The organism is Burkholderia sp. Ax-1720 (assembly GCF_011753035.1).
GTDB lineage: Bacteria > Pseudomonadota > Gammaproteobacteria > Burkholderiales > Burkholderiaceae > Burkholderia > Burkholderia gladioli.
Genome location: NZ_VWWK01000090.1, coordinates 1 through 19,972 on the forward strand (window position 1 = coordinate 1; position 19,972 = coordinate 19,972).

At 70.2% G+C, this 19,972-nt stretch carries 16 protein-coding genes; 11 read left to right on the top strand and 5 right to left on the bottom strand.

All coding sequences use genetic code 11. The features are described 5' to 3' along the window. Window positions 1–1,566, bottom strand: a 1,566-nt coding sequence (prpR, locus tag F3J18_RS22880) for a propionate catabolism operon regulatory protein PrpR (protein ID WP_166914392.1), incomplete at its 3' end; no start/stop codon positions are given. A gap of 213 nt (window positions 1,567–1,779) precedes the next feature. Between prpR and prpB the strand changes: the two genes are divergently transcribed. From prpB to F3J18_RS22905, 5 genes are all read left to right on the top strand, one after another. After that, on the top strand, window positions 1,780–2,673 hold the full coding sequence (gene prpB, locus F3J18_RS22885) for a methylisocitrate lyase (RefSeq protein ID WP_013691617.1): 894 nt from the start codon (window positions 1,780–1,782) through the stop codon (window positions 2,671–2,673). Window positions 2,674–2,715: 42 nt separating this feature from the next. Continuing rightward, window positions 2,716–3,885 carry a 2-methylcitrate synthase gene (gene prpC / locus F3J18_RS22890; protein WP_013691616.1) on the top strand — a complete coding sequence of 390 codons (1,170 nt, stop codon included), beginning with the start codon at window positions 2,716–2,718 and terminating at the stop codon, window positions 3,883–3,885. A gap of 66 nt (window positions 3,886–3,951) precedes the next feature. Further along, the gene (gene acnD / locus F3J18_RS22895) at window positions 3,952–6,546 is read left to right on the top strand and encodes a Fe/S-dependent 2-methylisocitrate dehydratase AcnD (RefSeq protein ID WP_166914412.1); all 2,595 of its coding nucleotides are present in this window, start codon (window positions 3,952–3,954) and stop codon (window positions 6,544–6,546) included. A gap of 137 nt (window positions 6,547–6,683) precedes the next feature. Further along, a complete protein-coding gene (prpF, locus tag F3J18_RS22900) occupies window positions 6,684–7,892 on the top strand; it encodes a 2-methylaconitate cis-trans isomerase PrpF (RefSeq protein WP_025101485.1) in 1,209 nt (402 codons plus the stop codon). Window positions 7,893–7,914: 22 nt separating this feature from the next. Continuing rightward, complete coding sequence (locus tag F3J18_RS22905) at window positions 7,915–9,015, top strand: CaiB/BaiF CoA-transferase family protein (RefSeq protein ID WP_166914394.1); 1,101 nt, start codon at window positions 7,915–7,917, stop codon at window positions 9,013–9,015. A gap of 71 nt (window positions 9,016–9,086) precedes the next feature. On the opposite strand, the gene F3J18_RS22910 is transcribed toward F3J18_RS22905, so the two are convergent. Further along, window positions 9,087–9,533: a PaaI family thioesterase gene (locus tag F3J18_RS22910; protein WP_013691612.1), complete on the bottom strand. Its 447-nt coding sequence runs from the start codon at window positions 9,531–9,533 to the stop codon at window positions 9,087–9,089. Window positions 9,534–9,773: 240 nt separating this feature from the next. After that, window positions 9,774–10,883, bottom strand: coding sequence for an AGE family epimerase/isomerase (locus F3J18_RS22915; protein WP_036057073.1), 1,110 nt, complete (start codon window positions 10,881–10,883; stop codon window positions 9,774–9,776). A 129-nt stretch (window positions 10,884–11,012) separates the two neighbouring features. Between F3J18_RS22915 and F3J18_RS22920 the strand changes: the two genes are divergently transcribed. From F3J18_RS22920 to F3J18_RS22930, 3 genes are all read left to right on the top strand, one after another. Continuing rightward, a complete protein-coding gene (locus F3J18_RS22920) occupies window positions 11,013–11,708 on the top strand; it encodes an MgtC/SapB family protein (RefSeq protein WP_166914396.1) in 696 nt (231 codons plus the stop codon). A gap of 190 nt (window positions 11,709–11,898) precedes the next feature. Next, a complete protein-coding gene (locus tag F3J18_RS22925) occupies window positions 11,899–13,104 on the top strand; it encodes a hypothetical protein (RefSeq protein WP_166914398.1) in 1,206 nt (401 codons plus the stop codon). Between the two features lie 239 nt (window positions 13,105–13,343). After that, the gene (locus F3J18_RS22930) at window positions 13,344–13,499 is read left to right on the top strand and encodes a hypothetical protein (RefSeq protein WP_013691608.1); all 156 of its coding nucleotides are present in this window, start codon (window positions 13,344–13,346) and stop codon (window positions 13,497–13,499) included. 286 nt (window positions 13,500–13,785) lie between these two features. Here F3J18_RS22930 and F3J18_RS22935 read toward each other — a convergent pair whose 3' ends face one another. Then, complete coding sequence (locus F3J18_RS22935) at window positions 13,786–14,703, bottom strand: HTH-type transcriptional regulator ArgP (protein ID WP_025101481.1); 918 nt, start codon at window positions 14,701–14,703, stop codon at window positions 13,786–13,788. A 199-nt stretch (window positions 14,704–14,902) separates the two neighbouring features. On the opposite strand from F3J18_RS22935, the gene F3J18_RS22940 reads away from it, so the two are divergent. The 3 genes from F3J18_RS22940 to F3J18_RS22950 are packed head-to-tail and all read left to right on the top strand — an operon-like array spanning window position 14,903 to window position 16,603. Next, window positions 14,903–15,511 (top strand): trimeric intracellular cation channel family protein, encoded by a 609-nt coding sequence (locus tag F3J18_RS22940; RefSeq protein ID WP_123037485.1) that lies wholly within the window; start codon window positions 14,903–14,905, stop codon window positions 15,509–15,511. 23 nt (window positions 15,512–15,534) lie between these two features. After that, on the top strand, window positions 15,535–16,074 hold the full coding sequence (locus tag F3J18_RS22945) for a hypothetical protein (RefSeq protein ID WP_146127956.1): 540 nt from the start codon (window positions 15,535–15,537) through the stop codon (window positions 16,072–16,074). A gap of 10 nt (window positions 16,075–16,084) precedes the next feature. Further along, on the top strand, window positions 16,085–16,603 hold the full coding sequence (locus F3J18_RS22950) for a hypothetical protein (protein ID WP_166914400.1): 519 nt from the start codon (window positions 16,085–16,087) through the stop codon (window positions 16,601–16,603). Here F3J18_RS22950 and F3J18_RS22955 read toward each other — a convergent pair. Continuing rightward, complete coding sequence (locus tag F3J18_RS22955) at window positions 16,548–19,943, bottom strand: heavy metal translocating P-type ATPase (RefSeq protein WP_166914402.1); 3,396 nt, start codon at window positions 19,941–19,943, stop codon at window positions 16,548–16,550. The genes F3J18_RS22950 and F3J18_RS22955 overlap by 56 nt on opposite strands. Window positions 19,944–19,972: the final 29 nt, after the last annotated feature.

Below are 19,972 nucleotides of genomic sequence, written 5' to 3' on the forward strand. Positions count from 1 at the left end.
CCGCGGCTCGCGCCGCGCCGCCTGGGCCAGCAGCTCGGCCGCCAGCGCGCCGATGTCGGCCGGCCGCTCGCGCAGCGGCGGCAGGGCGATGTTGAGAATGTTGAGGCGGTAGTAGAGATCGGCGCGGAAGCTGCCTGCCTCCACCGCCTCGAGCAGGGAGCGATGAGTGGCCGCCACGATCCGCACGTCGATGCGGATCGGCTCGGTCGACCCGAGCCGCACCACCTCGCGCTCCTGCAGCACGCGCAGCAGGCGGCTCTGCAGCGACAGCGGCATCTCGCCGATCTCGTCGAGGAACAGCGTGCCGCGATGCGCGGCCTCGAACAGCCCGGCCTTGCCGCCGCGCCTGGCGCCCGTGAAGGCGCCTTCGTCATAGCCGAACAGCTCGCTCTCGAGCAGCGCCTCGGGGAAGGCGCCGCAGTTGGTCGCCACGAACGGGAACTTGCGGCGCGCGCTCAGCGCATGCAGGCTCTGCGCGATCATTTCCTTGCCGGTGCCGCTCTCGCCGAGGATCAGCACGGTCGCGTCGGATTTGGCGTAACGCTGCGCGAGCTCGCGCACGCGCGCCATCGGCGCCGATGCGCCGATCACGTCGTCCAGCCGGTAGCGCGCCGCGAAGCGCTGCGCATGCGGCTGCGAACGCAAGGTGCGGTCGAGTCGCTCGACCGCGCGCGATTCCTGGAAGGTCAGCACGCTGCCGGTGGCCGCGCCGCTGGCCTCCAGCGGCCCGCGATGGACCACGTAGCGCACCCCGCGCACGGTAGCCAGCGTGTCGCCTTCGTCGGCGGCGCGCAGCGCGGTCAGCTCGGGCGTCAGTTCGTCGAGCGCGCGGCCCACCGCGGCCTGCGCGTCGACGCCGAGCGCCAGCGCGAGCCGCTCGTTGATGGCCTCCACGCGGCCGCCCGCGTCGAGCGCCACCACGCCGTCGCGCAGGTGGCGCAGCAGGTTGTCGAGGCGCTGGCGGCGCAGCGCCTCGGCGTGCGTGGCGTGGGCGACTTCGAGCGCGGTCTCGACCGCCGCGCGCACCGAGGCCTGCGAATACAGAAACACCGCGTTCATGCCGGCGCTGCTGGCCAGGTCGGTCACCAGCCCCGGCCCGACCACGGTCTCGATGCCGCGGTCGCGCAGCTCGCGCACGCGCGCCTCGGCCTCCTGGCTCGACTGGTAGGTGGCGAACACCAGGTCCAGCCCGAAGGCGGCCGCGAAGCGGCGCAGCTCGGCCGGCGTGTCGCCGTAGCTGACCAGCGCCACCGGCGAGGCCGCGTCGCGTCGCGCGCGGGCCAGCGCGTGCAGCAGGTCGTAGCCGGTCGGCGCGACCAGCACCACCGGCACCTCGACGTGGGTCTTCAGGTACATGCCGTTCGAGCCGGCCGCCACGATCGCGTCGGGCCGCTCGGCGCCGGCCGTGGCCAGCGCGGCGATCGCCTCGTCGTAGCCGCGCGTGATGATGCGCAGGTCGGCGCGCTCCTCGTATTCGTCGGCGAGATCGCGGAACAGCGCACGCAGCCGGCTGATGCCGACCGCCCAGATGCGGGGCCTGAGGGACGGAACGGAGGAGGGCGTCATGACGGGATTCGGGCTGGATGCGGGCTGAAAGGATCGACGCATTATCGCAGTCTAATTTCAAATGTGGAATCGAGCGTTTCCATAATGAAACGAGTTGACGTCGCCGCCGAATCGCGTTTCGATTGCGAATCAGCAGCTTAGCGGCGCCCGACGCGACTGGCCCGGTCCTTGCAATATCCAGCGCGGCAACGATCAATCGTCAGGAGGCAGTCGATGGGCAATTCCCAACTTTCCAGCGCCGGCGCGCGCTTTCGCGCGGCCGTGGCGGCCGAGTCGCCGCTGCAGGTGGTCGGCGCGATCACCGCTTACGCGGCCAAGATGGCCGAGGCGAGCGGTTTCAAGGCGGTCTACCTGTCGGGCGGCGGGGTGGCCGCCAATTCGCTCGGCATTCCCGATCTCGGCATCAGCACCATGGACGACGTGCTGATCGACGCGAACCGCATCACCAACGCCACCCAGCTGCCGCTGCTGGTCGACATCGACACCGGCTGGGGCGGCGCCTTCAACATCGCGCGCACCATCCGCTCCTTCATCAAGGCGGGCGTGGCGGCGGTGCACCTGGAGGACCAGGTCGGGCAGAAGCGCTGCGGGCATCGTCCGGGCAAGGAATGCGTGCCGATCGACGAGATGGTGGACCGCATCAAGGCCGCCGTCGACGCGCGCACCGACGACCAGTTCGTGATCATGGCGCGCACCGACGCGGCCGCCGCCGAGGGCCTGGACGCGGCGATCGAGCGCGCGGTGGCCTATGTCGAGGCCGGCGCCGACATGATCTTCCCCGAGGCGATGAAGACGCTGGACGACTTCAAGCGCGTCAAGCAAGCGGTCAAGGTGCCGATCCTGGCGAACCTGACCGAATTCGGCTCGACGCCGATGTTCACCACCGAGGAACTGAAGGGCGTGAACGTCGATATCGCGCTCTACTGCTGCGGCGCGTATCGTGCGATGAACAAGGCGGCGCTGAACTTCTACGAGACGGTGCGCCGCGACGGCACGCAGAAGGCCGCCGTGCCGACCATGCAGACGCGCGCCGAGCTGTACGAATTCCTCGGCTATCACGCCTACGAGGACAAGCTCGACGAGCTGTTCAGCCAGGGCAAGCGCTGAACCGGCCCAAACCGATAACCAGACCATCAGGAGAGCATCACGATGAGCGAGACGAAAGACGCGGCCCCGGCCGCAGCGGGCGGCTTCAAGCCGAAGAAGTCGGTGGCGCTGTCGGGCGTGGCGGCGGGCAATACCGCGCTGTGCACGGTGGGCCGCACCGGCAACGACCTGCACTATCGCGGCTACGACATCCTCGACGTCGCGGAAACCTGCGAGTTCGAGGAAATCGCCTACCTGCTGGTGCACGAGAAGCTGCCGACGCTGGCCGAGCTGGCCGCCTACAAGGCCAAGCTGCGCGCCATGCGCGGGCTGCCCGCCGCGGTGAAGACGGCGCTCGAGGCGGTGCCGGCCTCGGCGCATCCGATGGACGTGATGCGCACCGGCGTGTCGGTGCTCGGCACCGTGCTGCCCGAGAAGGACGACCACAACCTGCCCGGCGCGCGCGATATCGCCGACCGCCTGATGGCCTCGCTGGGCTCGATGCTGCTGTACTGGTATCACTGGTCGCACAACGGCCGGCGCATCGAGACCGAGACCGACGACGATTCGATCGGCGGCCACTTCCTGCACCTGCTGCACGGCAAGGCGCCGTCCAAGGCCTGGGTCGACGCGATGCACATCTCGCTGATCCTCTACGCCGAGCACGAGTTCAATGCCTCGACCTTCACCGGCCGCGTGATCGCCGGCACGGGCTCGGACATCTACTCGGCCATCACCGGCGCGATCGGCGCGCTGCGCGGCCCGAAGCACGGCGGCGCCAACGAGGTCGCGTTCGAGATCCAGAGCCGCTATCGCGACGCCGACGAGGCCGAGGCCGACATCCGCCGCCGCGTCGAGAACAAGGAAGTGGTGATCGGCTTCGGCCACCCGGTCTACACGATCTCGGATCCGCGCAACAAGGTGATCAAGGAAGTCGCGCGCAAGCTCTCGAAGGATGCCGGCGACACCAAGTTGTTCGAGATCGCCGAGCGCCTCGAATCGGTGATGTGGGACGCCAAGAAGATGTTCCCGAACCTCGACTGGTTCAGCGCCGTGTCCTACCGGATGATGGGCGTGCCGACCGCGATGTTCACGCCGCTGTTCGTGATCGCGCGCACGTCCGGCTGGAGCGCCCACATCATCGAGCAGCGCATCGACAACAAGATCATCCGCCCGAGCGCGAACTACACGGGTCCCGAGGATCTGAAGTTCGTCTCGATCGAGAAGCGCTGAGCGCGCCCGGGGCGGCCGGCATCGCCCGCCGCCCCGGCCCGTGAATTTCCCCGCATGCCCCAGAACATGAATACCGCCCATCGCAAACCGCTGCCCGGCACCGGGCTCGACTATTTCGACGCGCGTGCCGCCGTCGAGGCCCTCGCGCCCGGCGCCTACGACACGCTGCCCTATACCTCGCGCGTGCTGGCCGAGAACCTGGTGCGCCGCTGCGAGCCCGACCGGCTCGACGCGTCGCTGCGCCAGCTGATCGAGCGCCGCCGCGATGCCGACTTCCCGTGGTACCCGGCGCGCGTGGTCTGCCACGACATCCTCGGCCAGACCGCGCTGGTCGATCTCGCCGGCCTGCGCGACGCGATCGCCGACGGCGGCGGCGACCCCGCCAAGGTCAACCCGGTGGTGCCGGTGCAGCTGATCGTCGATCACTCGCTGGCGGTGGAATGCGGCGGTTTCGATCCCGATGCCTTCGCCAAGAACCGCGCGATCGAGGATCGTCGCAACGAGGACCGCTTCCACTTCATCGAATGGACCAAGACGGCCTTCGAGAACGTCGACGTGATCCCGCCGGGCAACGGCATCATGCACCAGATCAACCTGGAGAAGATGTCGCCGGTGATCGGCACGCAGGACGGCGTGGCCTATCCCGATACCTGCGTGGGCACCGACAGCCACACGCCGCATGTCGACGCGCTGGGCGTGATCGCGATCGGCGTGGGCGGCCTGGAAGCCGAGAACGTGATGCTGGGCCGCGCCTCCTGGATGCGGCTGCCCGACATCGTCGGCGTCGAGCTGACCGGCCAGCGCCAGCCCGGCATCACCGCCACCGACATCGTGCTCGCGCTGACCGAGTTCCTGCGCAAGCAGAAGGTGGTGGGCGCCTACCTCGAATTCCGCGGCGCCGGCGCGGCCAGCCTCACGCTGGGCGATCGCGCCACGATCTCGAACATGGCGCCCGAATACGGCGCGACCGCCGCGATGTTCTTCATCGACGCCCGCACGCTCGACTACCTGCGCCTGACCGGCCGCAGCGACGAGCAGGTGGCGCTGGTCGAGGCCTACGCGAAGACCGCCGGCCTGTGGGCCGACAGCCTCGCCGGCGCGCAATACGAGCGCACGCTGAGCTTCGACCTGTCGAGCGTGGAGCGCAACATGGCCGGCCCGTCGAACCCGCACAAGCGGCTGCCGACGCGCGACCTGGCCGAGCGCGGCATCGCCGCGCCGCACGAGGACATCGCCGGGCAGATGCCCGACGGCGCGGTGATCATCGCGGCCATCACCAGCTGCACCAACACCAGCAATCCGCGCAACGTGATCGCGGCGGGCCTGCTGGCGCGCAACGCCAACGCGCGCGGCCTCGCGCGCAAGCCCTGGGTGAAGAGCTCGCTCGCGCCCGGCTCGAAGACGGTCGAGCTGTACCTGAAGGAAGCGGGCCTGCTGCCCGAGCTGGAAGCGCTCGGCTTCGGTATCGTGGCGTTCGCCTGCACCACCTGCAACGGCATGTCGGGCGCGCTCGACCCCGACATCCAGCAGGAGATCGTCGATCGCGACCTGTACGCGACCGCCGTGCTGTCCGGCAACCGCAACTTCGACGGCCGCATCCATCCCTACGCGAAGCAGGCCTTCCTGGCTTCGCCGCCGCTGGTGGTGGCCTATGCGATCGCCGGCACGATCCGCTTCGACATCGAGAAGGACGTGCTCGGCATCGACGACCAGGGCCAGCCGGTGCGGCTTGCCGACATCTGGCCCGACGACGCCGAGATCGACGCGATCGTCGCCGCCAGCGTCAAGCCGGAGCAGTTCCGCCACGTGTACGAGCCGATGTTCGCGCGCAGCGCCGCGGCCGGCGCCAGCGTGCCGCCGCTCTACGACTGGCGGGCACAAAGCACCTACATCCGCCGCCCGCCGTATTGGGAAGGCGCCCTGGCGGGCGAGCGCACGCTCGCCGGGATGCGCGCGCTGGCGGTGCTCGGCGACAACATCACCACCGATCATCTCTCGCCCTCGAACGCGATCCTGGCCAACAGCGCGGCCGGCGAATACCTGGCGAAGATGGGCGTGCCCGAGGAGGACTTCAATTCCTACGCGACGCACCGCGGCGACCACCTCACGGCGCAGCGCGCCACCTTCGCCAACCCGACGCTGATCAACGAGATGGCGGTGGTGGACGGCGCCGTGAAGAAGGGCTCGCTCGCGCGCATCGAGCCGGAAGGCAAGGTGGTGCGGATGTGGGAGGCGATCGAGACCTACATGGAGCGCAAGCAGCCGCTGATCGTGATCGCGGGCGCCGACTACGGCCAGGGTTCCTCGCGCGACTGGGCCGCCAAGGGCGTGCGGCTGGCCGGCGTGGAGGCGATCGTGGCCGAGGGCTTCGAGCGGATCCACCGCACCAACCTGATCGGGATGGGCGTGCTGCCGCTGGAGTTCAAGCCCGACGCGAACCGGCTCACGCTCGGCATCGACGGCACCGAGACCTTCGACGTGATCGGCGAGCGCAAGCCGCGCGCCGACCTCACGCTGGTGATCCGGCGCCGCAACGGCACGCAGTTGCAGGTGCCCGTGACCTGCCGGCTCGACACGGCCGAGGAGGTGTCGATCTACGAGGCGGGCGGCGTGCTGCAGCGTTTCGCGCAGGACTTCCTCGAATCCTCGCAGGCGGCGTGAAGGCGCGAGCCTGACACGCGGCCGGCATCGATATCGCATAAGCTCGGCCTGAGCAGTCATCACAGCGCATCGCGGCGGCCGCCGCGATGCTTCCGGGCGGCAAGCATGCCGCCTTGTTTTTTTCAGGAAGATTCACCATGGCACACGTTCCCCAGATCCGGATTCCCGCCACCTACCTGCGCGGCGGCACCAGCAAGGGCGTGTTCTTCCGGCTCGAGGACCTGCCGGAAGCCGCGCGCGTGCCGGGAGCGGCGCGCGACGCCCTGCTGATGCGCGTGATCGGCAGCCCCGATCCCTACGGCAAGCAGATCGACGGGATGGGCGGCGCGACCTCCAGCACCAGCAAGACCGTGATCGTCTCGAAGAGCACGCGGCCCGATCACGACGTCGACTACCTGTTCGGCCAGGTCGCGATCGACAAGGCCTTCATCGACTGGAGCGGCAACTGCGGGAACCTGTCCGCGGCGGTCGGGCCGTTCGCGATCGCGGGCGGGCTGGTGGCGCGCGAGCGCGTGCCCGACAACGGGGTGGCGGTGGTGCGCATCTGGCAGGCGAATATCGGCAAGACCATCGTCGCGCACGTGCCGATCCGCGACGGCGAGGTGCAGGAGACCGGCGATTTCGAACTCGACGGCGTGACCTTCCCGGCTGCCGAGGTCCAGCTCGAGTTCATGGACCCGGCCGCCGACGAGGACGGCGCGGGCGGCGCGATGTTCCCGACCGGGAACCTGGTGGACGACCTGGAGGTGCCCGGCATCGGCACGCTGAAGGCCACCATGATCAATGCCGGGATCCCGACCATCTTCGTCGAGGCCGAGGCGATCGGTTATACCGGCACCGAGCTGCAGGACGCGATCAACGGCGACGAGGCCGCGTTGCAGCGCTTCGAGACGATCCGCGCCTATGGCGCGCTGCGCATGGGCCTGATTCGCTCGCTCGACGAGATCGCGCAGCGCCAGCACACGCCGAAGGTCGCCTTCGTGGCGCGGCCGGCCGACTATGTCGCCTCCAGCGGCAAGCCGGTGGCGGCGAAGGACGTCGACCTGCTGGTGCGCGCGATGTCGATGGGCAAGCTGCATCACGCGATGATGGGCACCGCGGCCGTCGCGATCGGCACCGCCGCCGCGATTCCGGGCACCCTGGTCAATCTCGCGGCCGGCGGCGGCGAGCGCGAGGCAGTGCGCTTCGGGCATCCCTCGGGCACCTTGCGCGTCGGCGCGCAGGCCAGCCAGGCCGGCGGCGAATGGGTGGTCACCAAGGCGATCATGAGCCGCAGCGCGCGCGTGCTGATGGAAGGCGCGGTGCGCGTGCCGGGAGATGCGTTCCGAGCCGCGTCGCGGACTTGATCGATCGAAGGAGGAGGCCGGCATGAACGACGCGGGCTTGCCGCTCGACGGCATCGAGGTGCTGGAATTCGAGGGGCTCGGGCCGGCGCCGCTGGCCGGCTGGATGCTGGCGGCGCTGGGCGCGCGCGTCACGCTGGTGGCGCGCCCGGGCGGGCGCGTCGGCGGGCCGGCCGGTTTGAACGGGCAGGATGGCGACCTGCTGCGCGAGCGCAAGACCGTGATCGAATGCGACCTGAAGGCGCCGGCTTCGCGCGAGGTGATGCTGGCGCGCATCGCGCGCGCCGACGTGCTGATCGAGGGTTATCGGCCGGGCGTGATGGAGCGGCTCGGGCTCGGGCCGCTCGATTGCGCGGCGCGACGGCCCTCGCTCGTTTATGCGCGCATGACGGGCTGGGGACAGCAGGGGCCGCTCGCCGAGCGCGCCGGCCACGATCTCAACTACGTCGCGCTGACGGGGGTGCTCGCGCTGGCCGTGAAGCCGGGCGAGCCGCCGGTGATCCCGCCGACCGTGATCGGCGATGCGGGCGGCGCGCTGGGCCTGGCCTTCGGCATCGTCAGCGCGCTGCTGGCGGCGCGCGCTAGCGGACGTGGGCGCGTGGTGGACGGCGCGATCGTCGACGCGGCGGCGATGCTCGGCGCGCTGGCGCTGTGGGCGCGCGAGCGCGGCCAGTTGGGCACGCCCGATGCGGCCAGCCTGTTCCACGATGCGCCGTTCTATGCCGTCTATCGCTGCGCCGATGGCGAGTATGTCAGCCTGGCCGCGCTCGAACCGGCCTTCTACCGGCAGTTCGTGGAGCGCTTCGGGCTCGACGGCGTGACGGTCGAGGCGCAATACGAGCGTGCCGCCTGGCCGGCCTTGAAGGCGCGCTTCGCCGCGCATTTCGCCGGCGAGCCGGCGGCCGTGTGGTGCGCGCGTTTCGAGGGCAGCGATGCCTGCGTGGCGCCGGTGCTCGATCTCGAGGCGGCCGCGCGGCACGCGCACCTGGTCGCGCGCGAGGTTTATTCGACCACGGAAGAGGGCGCGTTGCGCGTGCGTGTGGCGCCGCGTTTCACCTGGCTTGGAGATGGCGGTGGAGCGAGTGAGACTCGAGCGACGCCGCGCGCGAATTCGGATGAGGAATGAAAAAGGGACGCTTTCGCGTCCCTTTTGACATCCAGATGCTTGCACCTCGTCGCGAGGCGCGCAAGTTCGGCTCAGGCCGCCGATTCCTGCGCCGTGTCGGCCTCGCGTGCCTCGCTGATCCGGTTGATGGTGCCCTGCGCGACGGCCACCAGCCGCTCCTCCTTGCCGTCCACCACGAACACGTGACACTGGCAGGTGGCCTGGCTGCGGCCGCCATACAGCAGCTTGGCGCGCGCCAGCAGGCGGCCCTTCATGGCCGGGCGCAGGTAGTTGATCTTGTATTCGCCGGTGACCACGCGCGGGCCCAGCGCGAGCGCGCCCGCGAAGGTCAGCGCATTGTCGGCGAGGTAGCTGATCACGCCGCCGTGCACGAAGCCGTGCTGTTGCCTGAGCTCGTCGCGGATCGGCAGGCACAGCTCCACCTCGTCCTCGCCCATCGTCATGAGTTCCGTGCCGAGCAGCATGCTGAACGGCTGGGCCAGGAGCGCGCCGCGCGCGTGATCCACGATATCCGTCATCGACCTTCCTTCGCTGGTAGGGCGCCGCGCCCCGCGCGGCCGACGGGGGCCGGCCGCCTGCGCTCCACTCTAGGAAGCGATCGGTCGATAAGCAAGGAGATTCGAGGAAAGCCTTGAAACGGTCGCGGTGACCGAGGCGAAAAGCGTGACGGCGCCGTCGGCTGCGGCATGGGACTTGCGCATGGGTGGGGCAAGGCGGCGTGAAGGGCGCCGTCTTGCCGCTGTCGTGTGCCGCCGTCGTTACGCCGCGCCGGGCAAGGCCGCGTAGGCAGTCGCCAGATGATAGGGCGTGGTGGAGGGCAGGTCGGCGCGCGATACCTCGCCGTCCGCGCGCTTGCACTCGTACCAGCCGCGCGGATGCAGGAAGCGGGCGGCGAAGCGCTCGATCTGCAGCGCGAGATCGGGCGAGCCGGGTCGCGCGCCGCGCGTGGCCAGCGCGCGCAGGTATTCGGTCTGTGCCCAGATGCGCTGGGTCGCGTCGAGACAGGCGCCGCTCGCGTCGGTGGCCGCGCACACGCCGCCCGTCGCCGCATCGACGCCGTGCCGCTCGGCGAACCCATAGGCGCGTTCGAGCGCGTCGGGCAGGCTCGTCTCGGCGAGCCGCTGGCCTGCCGCGCTGACCAGGTAGTACCACTCGAACTGGTGGCCCGGCTCGAAGCGGTTGCCGGCTGTGCCAAGCGGCAGCTCCGCGACGCAGCCCGTGGCGCCGTCGACGAAGTGCCGCTCGACCGCGCCGGCGGTGCGCAGCAACGCATCGTCGAAGGCGCGGTCGCCGAACGCGTCGCCGGCGGCGAGCCAGGCTTCGGTCAGGTGCATCAGCGGGTTCTGCAGCGGGCCGCCGTCGAGCGGCGAGAAATCCTCGGCGCGCGCGGCATCGAGGCAGGCCTCGCCCGCGCTCGGCGCGAAGCGGTCCTCGATCAGCGCGGCGGTGTGCTCGGCGAGCCGGCGCGCGTCGCGGTTGCCGGAGGCGGCGAAGTAGCCGGCGCAGGCGAACACGATGAAGGCGTGGGTGTAGAGATCCTTGTTGCGATCGAGCGGCGCGCCTTGCGCGTCGACGCTGTAGAACCAGCCGTCGTGGCGCGGATCGCGGAAATGACGGCACAATCCGTCGAACAGCGCGTCCGCGTGCGCCAACTCGCCTGCCCCGGCGAACACGAACAACTGCCGCGCGCAGGCCATCGCGCGAAAGCGCGAGACCGGCAGCGGCGCATGCGTGTCGGGCGCGACGGCTTCGAACGGAAGCCCGATGCCGGTGTCGAAACCGGGGCCGCGCCACAGCGGCAGCACGATTTCCGCGAAATGCCGGCGCAGTTCGGCGGCCTGGACGGTGGCGGGGCGGGTAGCGGACATCATGGAACTGAACTCGTAGGTCGATCAAGGTACGGCGAGGGCCAGGGACAAGGGGCGGCGGGGCCCCATCTCCGGTCATTCGGCCAGCGACCGTATCGCGCCGACACAATAACAGGAAGGAGAGAAGGCATGCTCAACAACATCGAACTCGTCTCGCGGCTGGTGCTGGCCGCCGTGCTCGGCAGCGTCATCGGCTTCGAGCGCGAACGCCTGTCCTGGGCCGCCGGCCTGCGCACCCACATGCTGGTCTGCGTCGGCTCCGCGCTGATCATGATCGTTTCCGCATTCGGCTTTGCCGACGTGCTCGGCAAGCCCGATATCGTGCTCGATCCGTCGCGGATCGCCGCGCAGGTCGTATCGGGCATCGGCTTCCTCGGCGCCGGCTCGATCCTGATGCGCGGCGAGATCGTGCGCGGCCTGACCACGGCGGCCAGCCTCTGGTCGGTCGCGGCGGTGGGCCTGGCGGTGGGCGGCGGGCTCTACGTGGCGGCGATCGCGGCCACCGTGATCGTGCTGGTGATCCTGGCCGGCATCAAGCCGCTCGAGAAGCGCTACATCACCGTGCGCCAGCGCCGGCACATGTCGCTGCTGGTCGAGCGCGGCACGCTGACCTTCGCCTCGCTGCACGCGGCGCTCGGCGCCGACAGCGCGCGCGTGAAGCAGTTCATCGTGCAGCAGAGCGAGGAAAGCCCCGAATGCGATGACGTGACGATCTCGCTGGCGCGCGTGTCGCCGGTCGAATACCAGCGGATCTCGTCGCAACTGCGGCACCTGCCGGGCGTGCAGGTGTTCAAGGAGCAGGAGGGCGCGACGGGCGCCGAGTGAGGCGGGCACGGCGCTCGCGGGCCTGCCCGGCACAGGGAGCGGGGCCGGGCGGCGAGCATGCGACAATGCCTGCTTTCCGTCTCAGGTAACTTCGCCCGCTGTCCGGGCAAGGCGTCTCCGCCGCGCGAGCCTCGCGCCGGAAGCGTCCGGACATCGGGCGCGCAGCCACCGATCCATGACCGAATCCCGCATGCCTCCCCGTCCCCGTTCCCCCCGTTCGACCAGGCCGACGCGCCGGCGCAGCGCCGCCGCGGCCGGCGGCGAGCGCCCCGCGCGCAACGCCGTGCGCGTCGATGACGACGAGGCCCGGGCACGGGAGGCGGACGCCGCCGGCGAGTCGCAGGACGAGCAGACGCCCGACCTGTTCGGCGGCTTGCCTTCCGGTGGACGCGGCACGCAGGCACGCCAGCCGGGCGCGGCGACGGCATCGATCGGCGAGGCCGCCGAGTCCGCGGCCCAGGAGACGGCGCCCGATACGCGGCAAGGCAGCTTCTTCGATGGTTTGGAATTGCCGGAAGCCGCGGCGCCGGACGAGGTGCGACAAGGCGAGCCGGCCGATCACGAGGCGCCGGCCATGGCGCAGGGCGGCGAGCCGCACCCGGCTGCAGTCGAATCCGCAGCCGCGCCGGCAATGGATGCCAGCGAAGTGGCGCAGGCCGTGCAGGACGCGGTTGCCGGGCTGGCGGCCGACGTGGCGGTACCGGATCAGCCTGCGCCGCAGCCGGCGCCCGCCTCTGCCGCTTCCAGCGAGGAAACGGCGGCTGTCGCGCCGAAGGTCGCCGGGGCGAAGCGTGCCGCCGCCGGCCGGCGTTCGGAATCCGCGCCGGTCTCGAGGCGGCGCCAGGCGGCGGGCAGCGCCGAACCGGCAATCGAGGCCGGCGACACGCCGCCTGCGAGCGCGACGGTAGCATCGCCTGTCGATCCGGTGCGCGAGCCCTCGTTCGCCAGCGGCTCGCCGGCCGATCCCGCGCCGAACTCGGCTGTGAATCCGGCCATCGATATCGAGGCGCAACTGCGTCCGCTGAACGAACTTCTGCGCGCGGCGCAGGCCGAGGGCGCCGAACTGCGGCGCCAGGCCGATCGCGAGATGCGGCGTGTCAACCGGCTGCTGCTCGCCCTGGCGGTGGTGCTGGTGATCGTGATCGTCGCCTTGGGCCTGCAGACGGCGGCGCTGTCGAGTGCGCATCGCGACGCGGCCGAACTGCAGGGGCTGCAGCAGCGCGTCGATCGCCTGACGGCGCTGCAGGAAACGCAGCAAGCCGATCTGGCCGCCGCCCAGCAGCGTGCCGACGAACTCGGCGCCCAGGTCCAGCGCCTGACCAATCGCCTCGCCGTGGCCTCGCGCCAGCAGCCGGCGGCTGCCGCTGCCGCGCGCCGGGAGCGCCGCGCGCGCTAGCCCCGCGACGCTGCTTCGCAAACGCGCCCGGGCCGGACGTCTCGCGACGATCCGGCCTTTTTCATGACGCGTTTCATGGGGCAATAACAGTCGAAAATCGGGGCGCCATGCTGTGTGGCGAGGTGTCGCGTCGCGTTTTCGACACGGAATGCTGCGCTGCACTAGCGTTGTTCAGGGAAAACCCTTAATATTCGTGCCTAGGGAAAACCCTGATCACCACTGTCCGTTGGGAGCTGGAAATGAGCCTCATCTTTGCGCTGCTTCAAAAGATCGACGATCTGTTCGTTTCGCCGCACCTGCCGCTCGACCGCGACTATTCGTACGCCGCCCGCCATGCGGAAGCCGAGCGTCAACGCAAGTCGCAGGTGTCGCGCTTCGGCCTGCTGCGTCGCTGATCGTCCCCGCTGTTCGTTTCATCGCTGTTTCTCCCGTCATCGCCGCCGCCTGATTTTCGCGTCGGCGCTGCCGGGTGTGTTTTACCCCGCCTGTGCCGCTGATGGCGCGGGACCGGGATTCCGCCTCACGAGCGCCCTGCTCGATCTCTCGTTCGATCCCTTTCAGGCCCGGGCCGTTTCGGATCATCCGCCGGCCTTGATTCCGCGCATCCCTATTCCTCTACACCGATCCCGCTGACGGCCTCGACGCTCGTCGTGCATGCGCGCAAGCGGCCTCGCCATCCACTCATTCCGATTCGATGCCTCGATCCTCGTGGCGCAGCAGGCTGCGCGCGGCCTTGATCACGCGCGCCGACAGCGACGCCATGCTCGGCGACTGGACCTTCCACGCATGCCAGTACAACTCGACGTCGAGCGGATGCGCCGGCGCGAGATCGACCAGCCCGGTTTCGGACAAGGGCCGGTCGAGCGTCAGCAGCTCGGGAACCATCGCATAACCGAGCCCGTGCTGGACCGCCTGGAAATGCGTGTGCGTGCCGGGCACGTAGTGGCAGGGATAAGCGCCGTCCGGCAGGCCGAGCCGCTTCTTCAGGAACGAGGAGGACAGCGTGTCCCGCCGCGAATAGGCGACCACCGGCGCCTGCCGCGCGTCCTTGCGGTTGAGCCCATCGGGGAACCAGCGCGCCGCGAAGGTGGCGGCGGCCAGCAGGCGGTAGCGCATCGCGCCGAGCGCGGTGGCGCTGCAGCCGCGCATCGGGTTCGGCTCGGTCGAGACGCAGCCGATCGTCATGCCGCTCTCCAGCAAGGCGAAGGTGTGGTCCTGGTCCTCCATCACGATCTCGAACAGCAGCCGGTCGCCGGCGAGGATCGATGACAGGGCCGGCAGGAACCAGGTGCCGAGGCTGTCCGAATTCAAGGCGATGGCCACCGGCACGGGCGATTGATGGTCGGCGCCGAGATCGGCCTGGAGGTCGGCCTGCAGCAGCGAGATGCGCCTCAGGTATTGCAGCAGGCGCATGCCGGCGGAGGTCGGGCGGCATGGCCGGGTGCGCAGCACCAGCGAGGCACCCAGCGCGGTTTCCAGGGCGCGCACGCGCTGCGTGACGGCCGAGGCCGTCACGTGCAGGCGCTGGCTGGCCTGCTCGAAGCTGCCGGTCTCGACCACGGCGAGGAAAGCCGCTGCCTGTCGGGGATCGATGTCCATCCGTCAATCCTGAAAAATTTTAAGCATTGGCAAGTTTCCTTAAGTTTGGTTTCGCTGACAAGCCGGCATCGGGACAATGCCTGCTTGGTCGTTTCCGATTCGCGCCGCGACATGGCACGAGCGAGGCGATATCGCCGAAATCCGTCGGCGCCCCTGCATTCGCAGGCCTTTTCCTCGAATCGAATCGTCCGACACCATCATGCACATCCTCTACCTCATCGCGATCACCGCCGAAGCCATGTCGGGCGCCATGATGGCCATGCAGCGCAGGATGGACCGCTTCGGGCTGGCCTTCGTCGGCTCGGTCACGGCGCTGGGCGGCGGCACGGTGCGCGACGTGATCCTCGGCCACTACCCGCTGGTGTGGATCGAGCAGCCGGGCTACCTGCTCGTCACCTTCGGCGCGGCCACGCTGTGTTCGTGGATGGTGCGCCACCTGGCGAAGCTGCGCGCGGTGTTCCTGATGGTCGACGCGCTGGGCCTGGCGGCCTTCTCGATCATCGGCAGCGACGTGGCCGCGAGCGTCAGCGGCAATGCCATCGTCATCGTGTTGTCGGGCGTGATCACCGGCGTATGCGGCGGCATGCTGCGCGACCTGCTGTGCAACGAGGTGCCCCTGGTCCTGCGCGAGGAGCTGTATGCCAGCGTGGCGGCGCTCACGGCCACGCTTTACCTCGTGATGCAGAAAGTCGGGATGCCGATCGAAATCGCGACGGTCGCGGCGCTGCTCGCCGGCTTCGCGACGCGCATGCTCTCGCTGAAATACGGCTGGCGGATGAAGGCCTTCGATACCTCGGTGCGGGATTGAGGCGGATGGCGACGAGCGCGACGATGGAACCAGGCGACGGGCAAGCCGGCATGCTGAGCTACCGGGATCTTTGCGAGGCGCAGGCGCGCAGCGAGGAACGGGCGATCGCGAGCGGCAGGGAGATCCGGCGGCAGCTTCCCTTGTTCGTCGAGGGTTATGCCGACTTCATCGACGCGCCGCGCTCCACCTATGAAGCCGACGATGGCTCCTTGCGCGAGCATGTGCGGCTGGCGCAGGTCCTGTCGGCGGCGCCGCGTGAAGCGTCGATGCGCGGCGGCGGGGCCGGCGAAGCCGTCGGCCTCGACGAGCACGGCATGGTCTGGTTCGAACTGGAGCTGGCCTTGCGGATCGACGGCGGCGCGGGAAGCACCTCGATCCATCGCTTCCGGATCGGCATGAAGCTGGTGCGCGACCGGATCTTCGTGTTCTTCCCGAGCAGCCGGAGGACGATCTCGGCCGAGCGCAGCCGCGACGCCTACGACTATGGCGAGGCTTATCTGGAGATCAACCGGGCCGTGCTGGAATCGATGGAAAGCGGGTTCCCGCTGTGGTCGCGTCAATGAGGGGGCGTTCATGAGCGAGAGGCGAGGCAGGAAGGCGGTTCCGTCGCTACCCTTGATGCCGGCGCGGCAAGCGCGCGACGTCCAGCTGAAGTATTACCTGGCGCTCGACGCACTCTGCATCGGGGCCGGCTCGCGGGAGAGCGTCGCGACCCTGCTGGGCGTGGTTCATACCGCGTATCGCCTGCGTGAATTCATCGGCGTGGCCGATGCGCAAGGCTTTCGCGCGGCCGAGAATGCCTTGCTGGCCTGCCTCGACCGCCTCGACCGCCTCGACCGCCTCGAATGCACGGCATCGCCCGAGCCGGCCGCGACCCTGCAGGCAAGCGAAAAGGCCGTCGTCGCACCCGTGTTGCGGTGCTTCGACGGTCTGCTCGAACGCGTGCCGATGCCGCTCTACCTCGACGCCCTGCTGGCCGCGATTGCCTGCCTCGACGCGCAACTGCCCTCGCCGATTCCGCCCGCGGCCGCCGAGCCTAGCGCGCCTCGCCCTTCCACATCTTCAGCAGCAGCGCATTGGTCGCCACGCTGACGCTGGAGAAGGCCATCGCCGCGCCGGCGATCATCGGATTGAGCAGCCCGAAGGCGGCCAGCGGCACGCCCACCACGTTGTAGACGAAGGCCCAGAACAGGTTCTGCCGGATCTTGCGATAGGTGCGGCGCGAGATGTCGATGGCCGCCGCCACCAGGGCCGGGTCGCCGCGCATCAGCGTGATGCCGGCGGTGTGCATCGCCACGTCGGTGCCGGTCGCCATGGCGATGCCGATATCGGCGGCGGCCAGCGCCGGCGCGTCGTTGATGCCGTCGCCGACCATCGCCACCACGCCCTGGGTCGAGGCCTTCAATTGCGCGATCACGCGTGCCTTGTCGTCGGGCAGGACCTGGGCGTGGACTTCGTCGATGCCGAGTTCGCGCGCGACGGCCGTCGCGCTGCCCTGGTTGTCGCCCGTCACCAGCGCGGTGCGGATGCCCAGCGCATGCAGCCGGGAAATCGCCTCGCGCGCGCTCGGCTTCACGGTGTCGCCGAAGGCGATCAGGGCCAGCACCGCCGCCGGCGCGTCGAGCCGCATCAGCCAGGACACGGTATTGCCGGCCGCCTCGAGTTCGGCGGCACGCCGGCGCGCGTCGGCCGGCACCTCGATCGCGAGTTCGTCGAGCCAGCGCGCGCTGCCGATCGCATGGCGCGTGCCGTCGATGCGCGCTTCCACGCCGCGTCCGGCCACCGCCTTCGCGTCGCTTGCCTGAGGCGCACGCGCCTCGCCATGCGCTTCGCCGTCGTGGGCCGCGACGATCGCGCGGGCCAGCGGATGCTCGCTGTGCCGCTGGATCGCGGCGGCGATGGCCATGGCCGTCTCGCGCGTCGTGCCGATCGGCTCGAAGGCGGTGACCGAGGGCTTGCCTTCGGTCAGCGTGCCGGTCTTGTCGAAGGCGACCACGGCGGTGCGCTGCGCGAGTTCGAGCGCCAGCGCGTCCTGGATCAGCACGCCGTGGCGGGCGGCCACGCCGGTGCCGGCCATGATCGCGGCCGGCGTGGCGAGCCCGAGCGCGCAGGGGCAGGCGATCACCAGCACCGCCACCGCGTTGAGGATGGCGGTTTCGGCCGGCGCGCCGGCCAGCATCCAGCCGGCGAAGGTCAGCACCGCGAGCGCGAGCACGGCCGGCACGAACACGGCGCTGACGCGATCGACCAGGCGCTGGATCGGCGCCTTCTCGGCCTGGGCCGATTCGACCAGGCGGATGATGCGGGCCAGCGTGGTTTCGGCGCCGATCGCGGTGGTCTCGACGCTGAGCGCGCCTTCGGCATTGATCGAGCCGGCCGTGACGCGATCGCCCGGCGCCTTCGCCACCGGCAGGCTCTCGCCGGTGATCAGCGATTCGTCGACGTGCGAGGCGCCGGCGGCGATCCTGCCGTCCACCGGGAAGCGTTCGCCCGGCCGCACCGCGACGATCGAGCCGACCCGCACCTGGGCCAGCGGCACCTCGCGTTCCACGCCCTGTTCGACGATGCGCGCGCGATCGGGGCGCAGCGCGTTGAGCGCGCGGATCGCGTCGGTGGTCTGGCGCTTGGCGCGCGCCTCGAGCCATTTGCCGAAGCGCACCAGGGTGACGATCACGGCGGCCGCCTCGAAGTAGAGGTGCCCGGCCTGCTCCGGCGCGCGCAGCATCTGCCAGACGCTCAGGCCGAACGCGGCCGAGGTGCCGAGCGCGACCAGCAGGTCCATGTTGCCGGCGCGCGCGCGCAGCGCGTGCCAGGCGGCGCGGTAGAAGCGCGCGCCGAAACCGAATTGCACGATCGCGGCCAGCACGAATTCGAGCGGCGCCGGCAACATGAACGACAGGCCGAAGGGCGCGGCGAACATCGGCGCGACCAGCGGCAGGGTCAGCACGGCCGAGCCGATCAGCAGCAGGAGATCGCGGCGCGCCTCGGCGGCCTTGCGCGATTCGGCGCTCGGGCGCGGGGCGGTGGGGGAGGTGGCGGCGGGGGCTGCCGTGCCGATCGAGTCGGCCGAGCCGGCAGCGGGCGTGGCGCGATAGCCGGCTTTCTCGACGGCGGCCACCAGTTGCGCGACCGACACGGCGGCTTCGGCGCTGACGCTGGCGCGTTCGGTGGCGAGGTTGACGCTGGCGCGCGAGACGCCCGGCACCTGGGCGAGCGCCTTCTCGACGCGGCCCGAGCAGGAAGCGCAGGTCATGCCGCCGATCTCGAGTTCGATGGCCGGCGCGGCGGTGGATCGGGCGCGAACGGGTTCGTCGGCGACCAGCGGCGTGGCGCGATAGCCGGCCTTCTCGACGGCGGCGACGAGTTGCGCGGCCGAGACGGAATCATCGCCGCTGATGCTGGCGCGTTCGGTGGCAAGATTCACGCTGGCGCGCGAGACGCCCGGCACCTGCGCCAGTGCCTTCTCGACGCGGCCCGAGCAGGAAGCGCAGGTCATGCCGCCGATCTCGAGTTCGATCGGCTGCCGCGCCGGGGCTGCCGGCGCCGGCGCGCTCTTGATGTCGCTGGCACCGGCGCTGAGCGGCGTGGCGCGATAACCGGCCTTTTCGACGGCCGCGATCAGCTGCGCGGCGGAAACGGAAGCTTCGGCGCTGACGCTGGCGCGCTCGGTGGCGAGATTGACGCTGGCACGCGAGACGCCCGGCACCTGGGCGAGTGCCTTCTCGACGCGATTCGAGCACGACGCACAGGTCATCCCGGCGATATCGAGTTCGATCGGAGCCGCAGCCGCAGCCGCGGTCGGTGCGGGAGCCTGCTCGATCGCCGCCGGTTCCGCGTGATGCGCATCGCTTGCCGCCGGCTTCGCACGCGATTTCGGCTTCGGCATCGGCACGAAGCTGACCGCGACCGGCGGAGCTGCTGGCTGCGGCGCCGGTGCGGCAGGTGCCGCCAAGTCCACCGCATCGCCCTCGATACGCTCGGCCTGATAACCCGCCGCGGCAACCGCCGCGACCAGGGCCTGCGCATCCACCTCGGCATCGGCGACGAATTCCACCTCGGCCCGCGTGGCGGCCAGGTTGACTTTTGCCTGCGCGACGCCGGGCACGGTGGCCAGCGCCTTCTCGACGCGTCGCGCGCAGCCGCCGCAGGTCATGCCCGTCACACGCAGCGCGACAGCCGATGCAATCCCGCGAACCCGCGCCTGGGCGCGATAACCGGCGCGTTCGACTGCCTCGACCAGGCTCGCGGCCCCGACTTCAGGCGCGGCGCTGACGCTGGCGGTCTTGCCGGCGAGGTCGACATGGGCGGAGATCACGCCGGGCAACTGGGCCAGCGCGGTTTCGACACGGCGGGCACAGCCGCCGCAAGTCATGCCCTCGACGTCCAGCTCGGTGGTCTCGGGCGTAATGGGATGGGACAGGTCGTTCATCATGTTTACCGGTCGGAAGCGGCCGAAGCCGA

Coding starts and splice junctions, on each gene's coding strand:
- prpB (WP_013691617.1), top strand. CDS start 1,780: ATGGGCAATTCCCAACTTTCCAGCGCCGGCGCGCGCTTTCGCGCGGCC.
- prpC (WP_013691616.1), top strand. CDS start 2,716: ATGAGCGAGACGAAAGACGCGGCCCCGGCCGCAGCGGGCGGCTTCAAG.
- acnD (WP_166914412.1), top strand. CDS start 3,952: ATGAATACCGCCCATCGCAAACCGCTGCCCGGCACCGGGCTCGACTAT.
- prpF (WP_025101485.1), top strand. CDS start 6,684: ATGGCACACGTTCCCCAGATCCGGATTCCCGCCACCTACCTGCGCGGC.
- F3J18_RS22905 (WP_166914394.1), top strand. CDS start 7,915: ATGAACGACGCGGGCTTGCCGCTCGACGGCATCGAGGTGCTGGAATTC.
- F3J18_RS22910 (WP_013691612.1), bottom strand. CDS start 9,533: ATGACGGATATCGTGGATCACGCGCGCGGCGCGCTCCTGGCCCAGCCG.
- F3J18_RS22915 (WP_036057073.1), bottom strand. CDS start 10,883: ATGTCCGCTACCCGCCCCGCCACCGTCCAGGCCGCCGAACTGCGCCGG.
- F3J18_RS22920 (WP_166914396.1), top strand. CDS start 11,013: ATGCTCAACAACATCGAACTCGTCTCGCGGCTGGTGCTGGCCGCCGTG.
- F3J18_RS22925 (WP_166914398.1), top strand. CDS start 11,899: ATGCCTCCCCGTCCCCGTTCCCCCCGTTCGACCAGGCCGACGCGCCGG.
- F3J18_RS22930 (WP_013691608.1), top strand. CDS start 13,344: ATGAGCCTCATCTTTGCGCTGCTTCAAAAGATCGACGATCTGTTCGTT.
- F3J18_RS22935 (WP_025101481.1), bottom strand. CDS start 14,703: ATGGACATCGATCCCCGACAGGCAGCGGCTTTCCTCGCCGTGGTCGAG.
- F3J18_RS22940 (WP_123037485.1), top strand. CDS start 14,903: ATGCACATCCTCTACCTCATCGCGATCACCGCCGAAGCCATGTCGGGC.
- F3J18_RS22945 (WP_146127956.1), top strand. CDS start 15,535: ATGGAACCAGGCGACGGGCAAGCCGGCATGCTGAGCTACCGGGATCTT.
- F3J18_RS22950 (WP_166914400.1), top strand. CDS start 16,085: ATGAGCGAGAGGCGAGGCAGGAAGGCGGTTCCGTCGCTACCCTTGATG.
- F3J18_RS22955 (WP_166914402.1), bottom strand. CDS start 19,943: ATGATGAACGACCTGTCCCATCCCATTACGCCCGAGACCACCGAGCTG.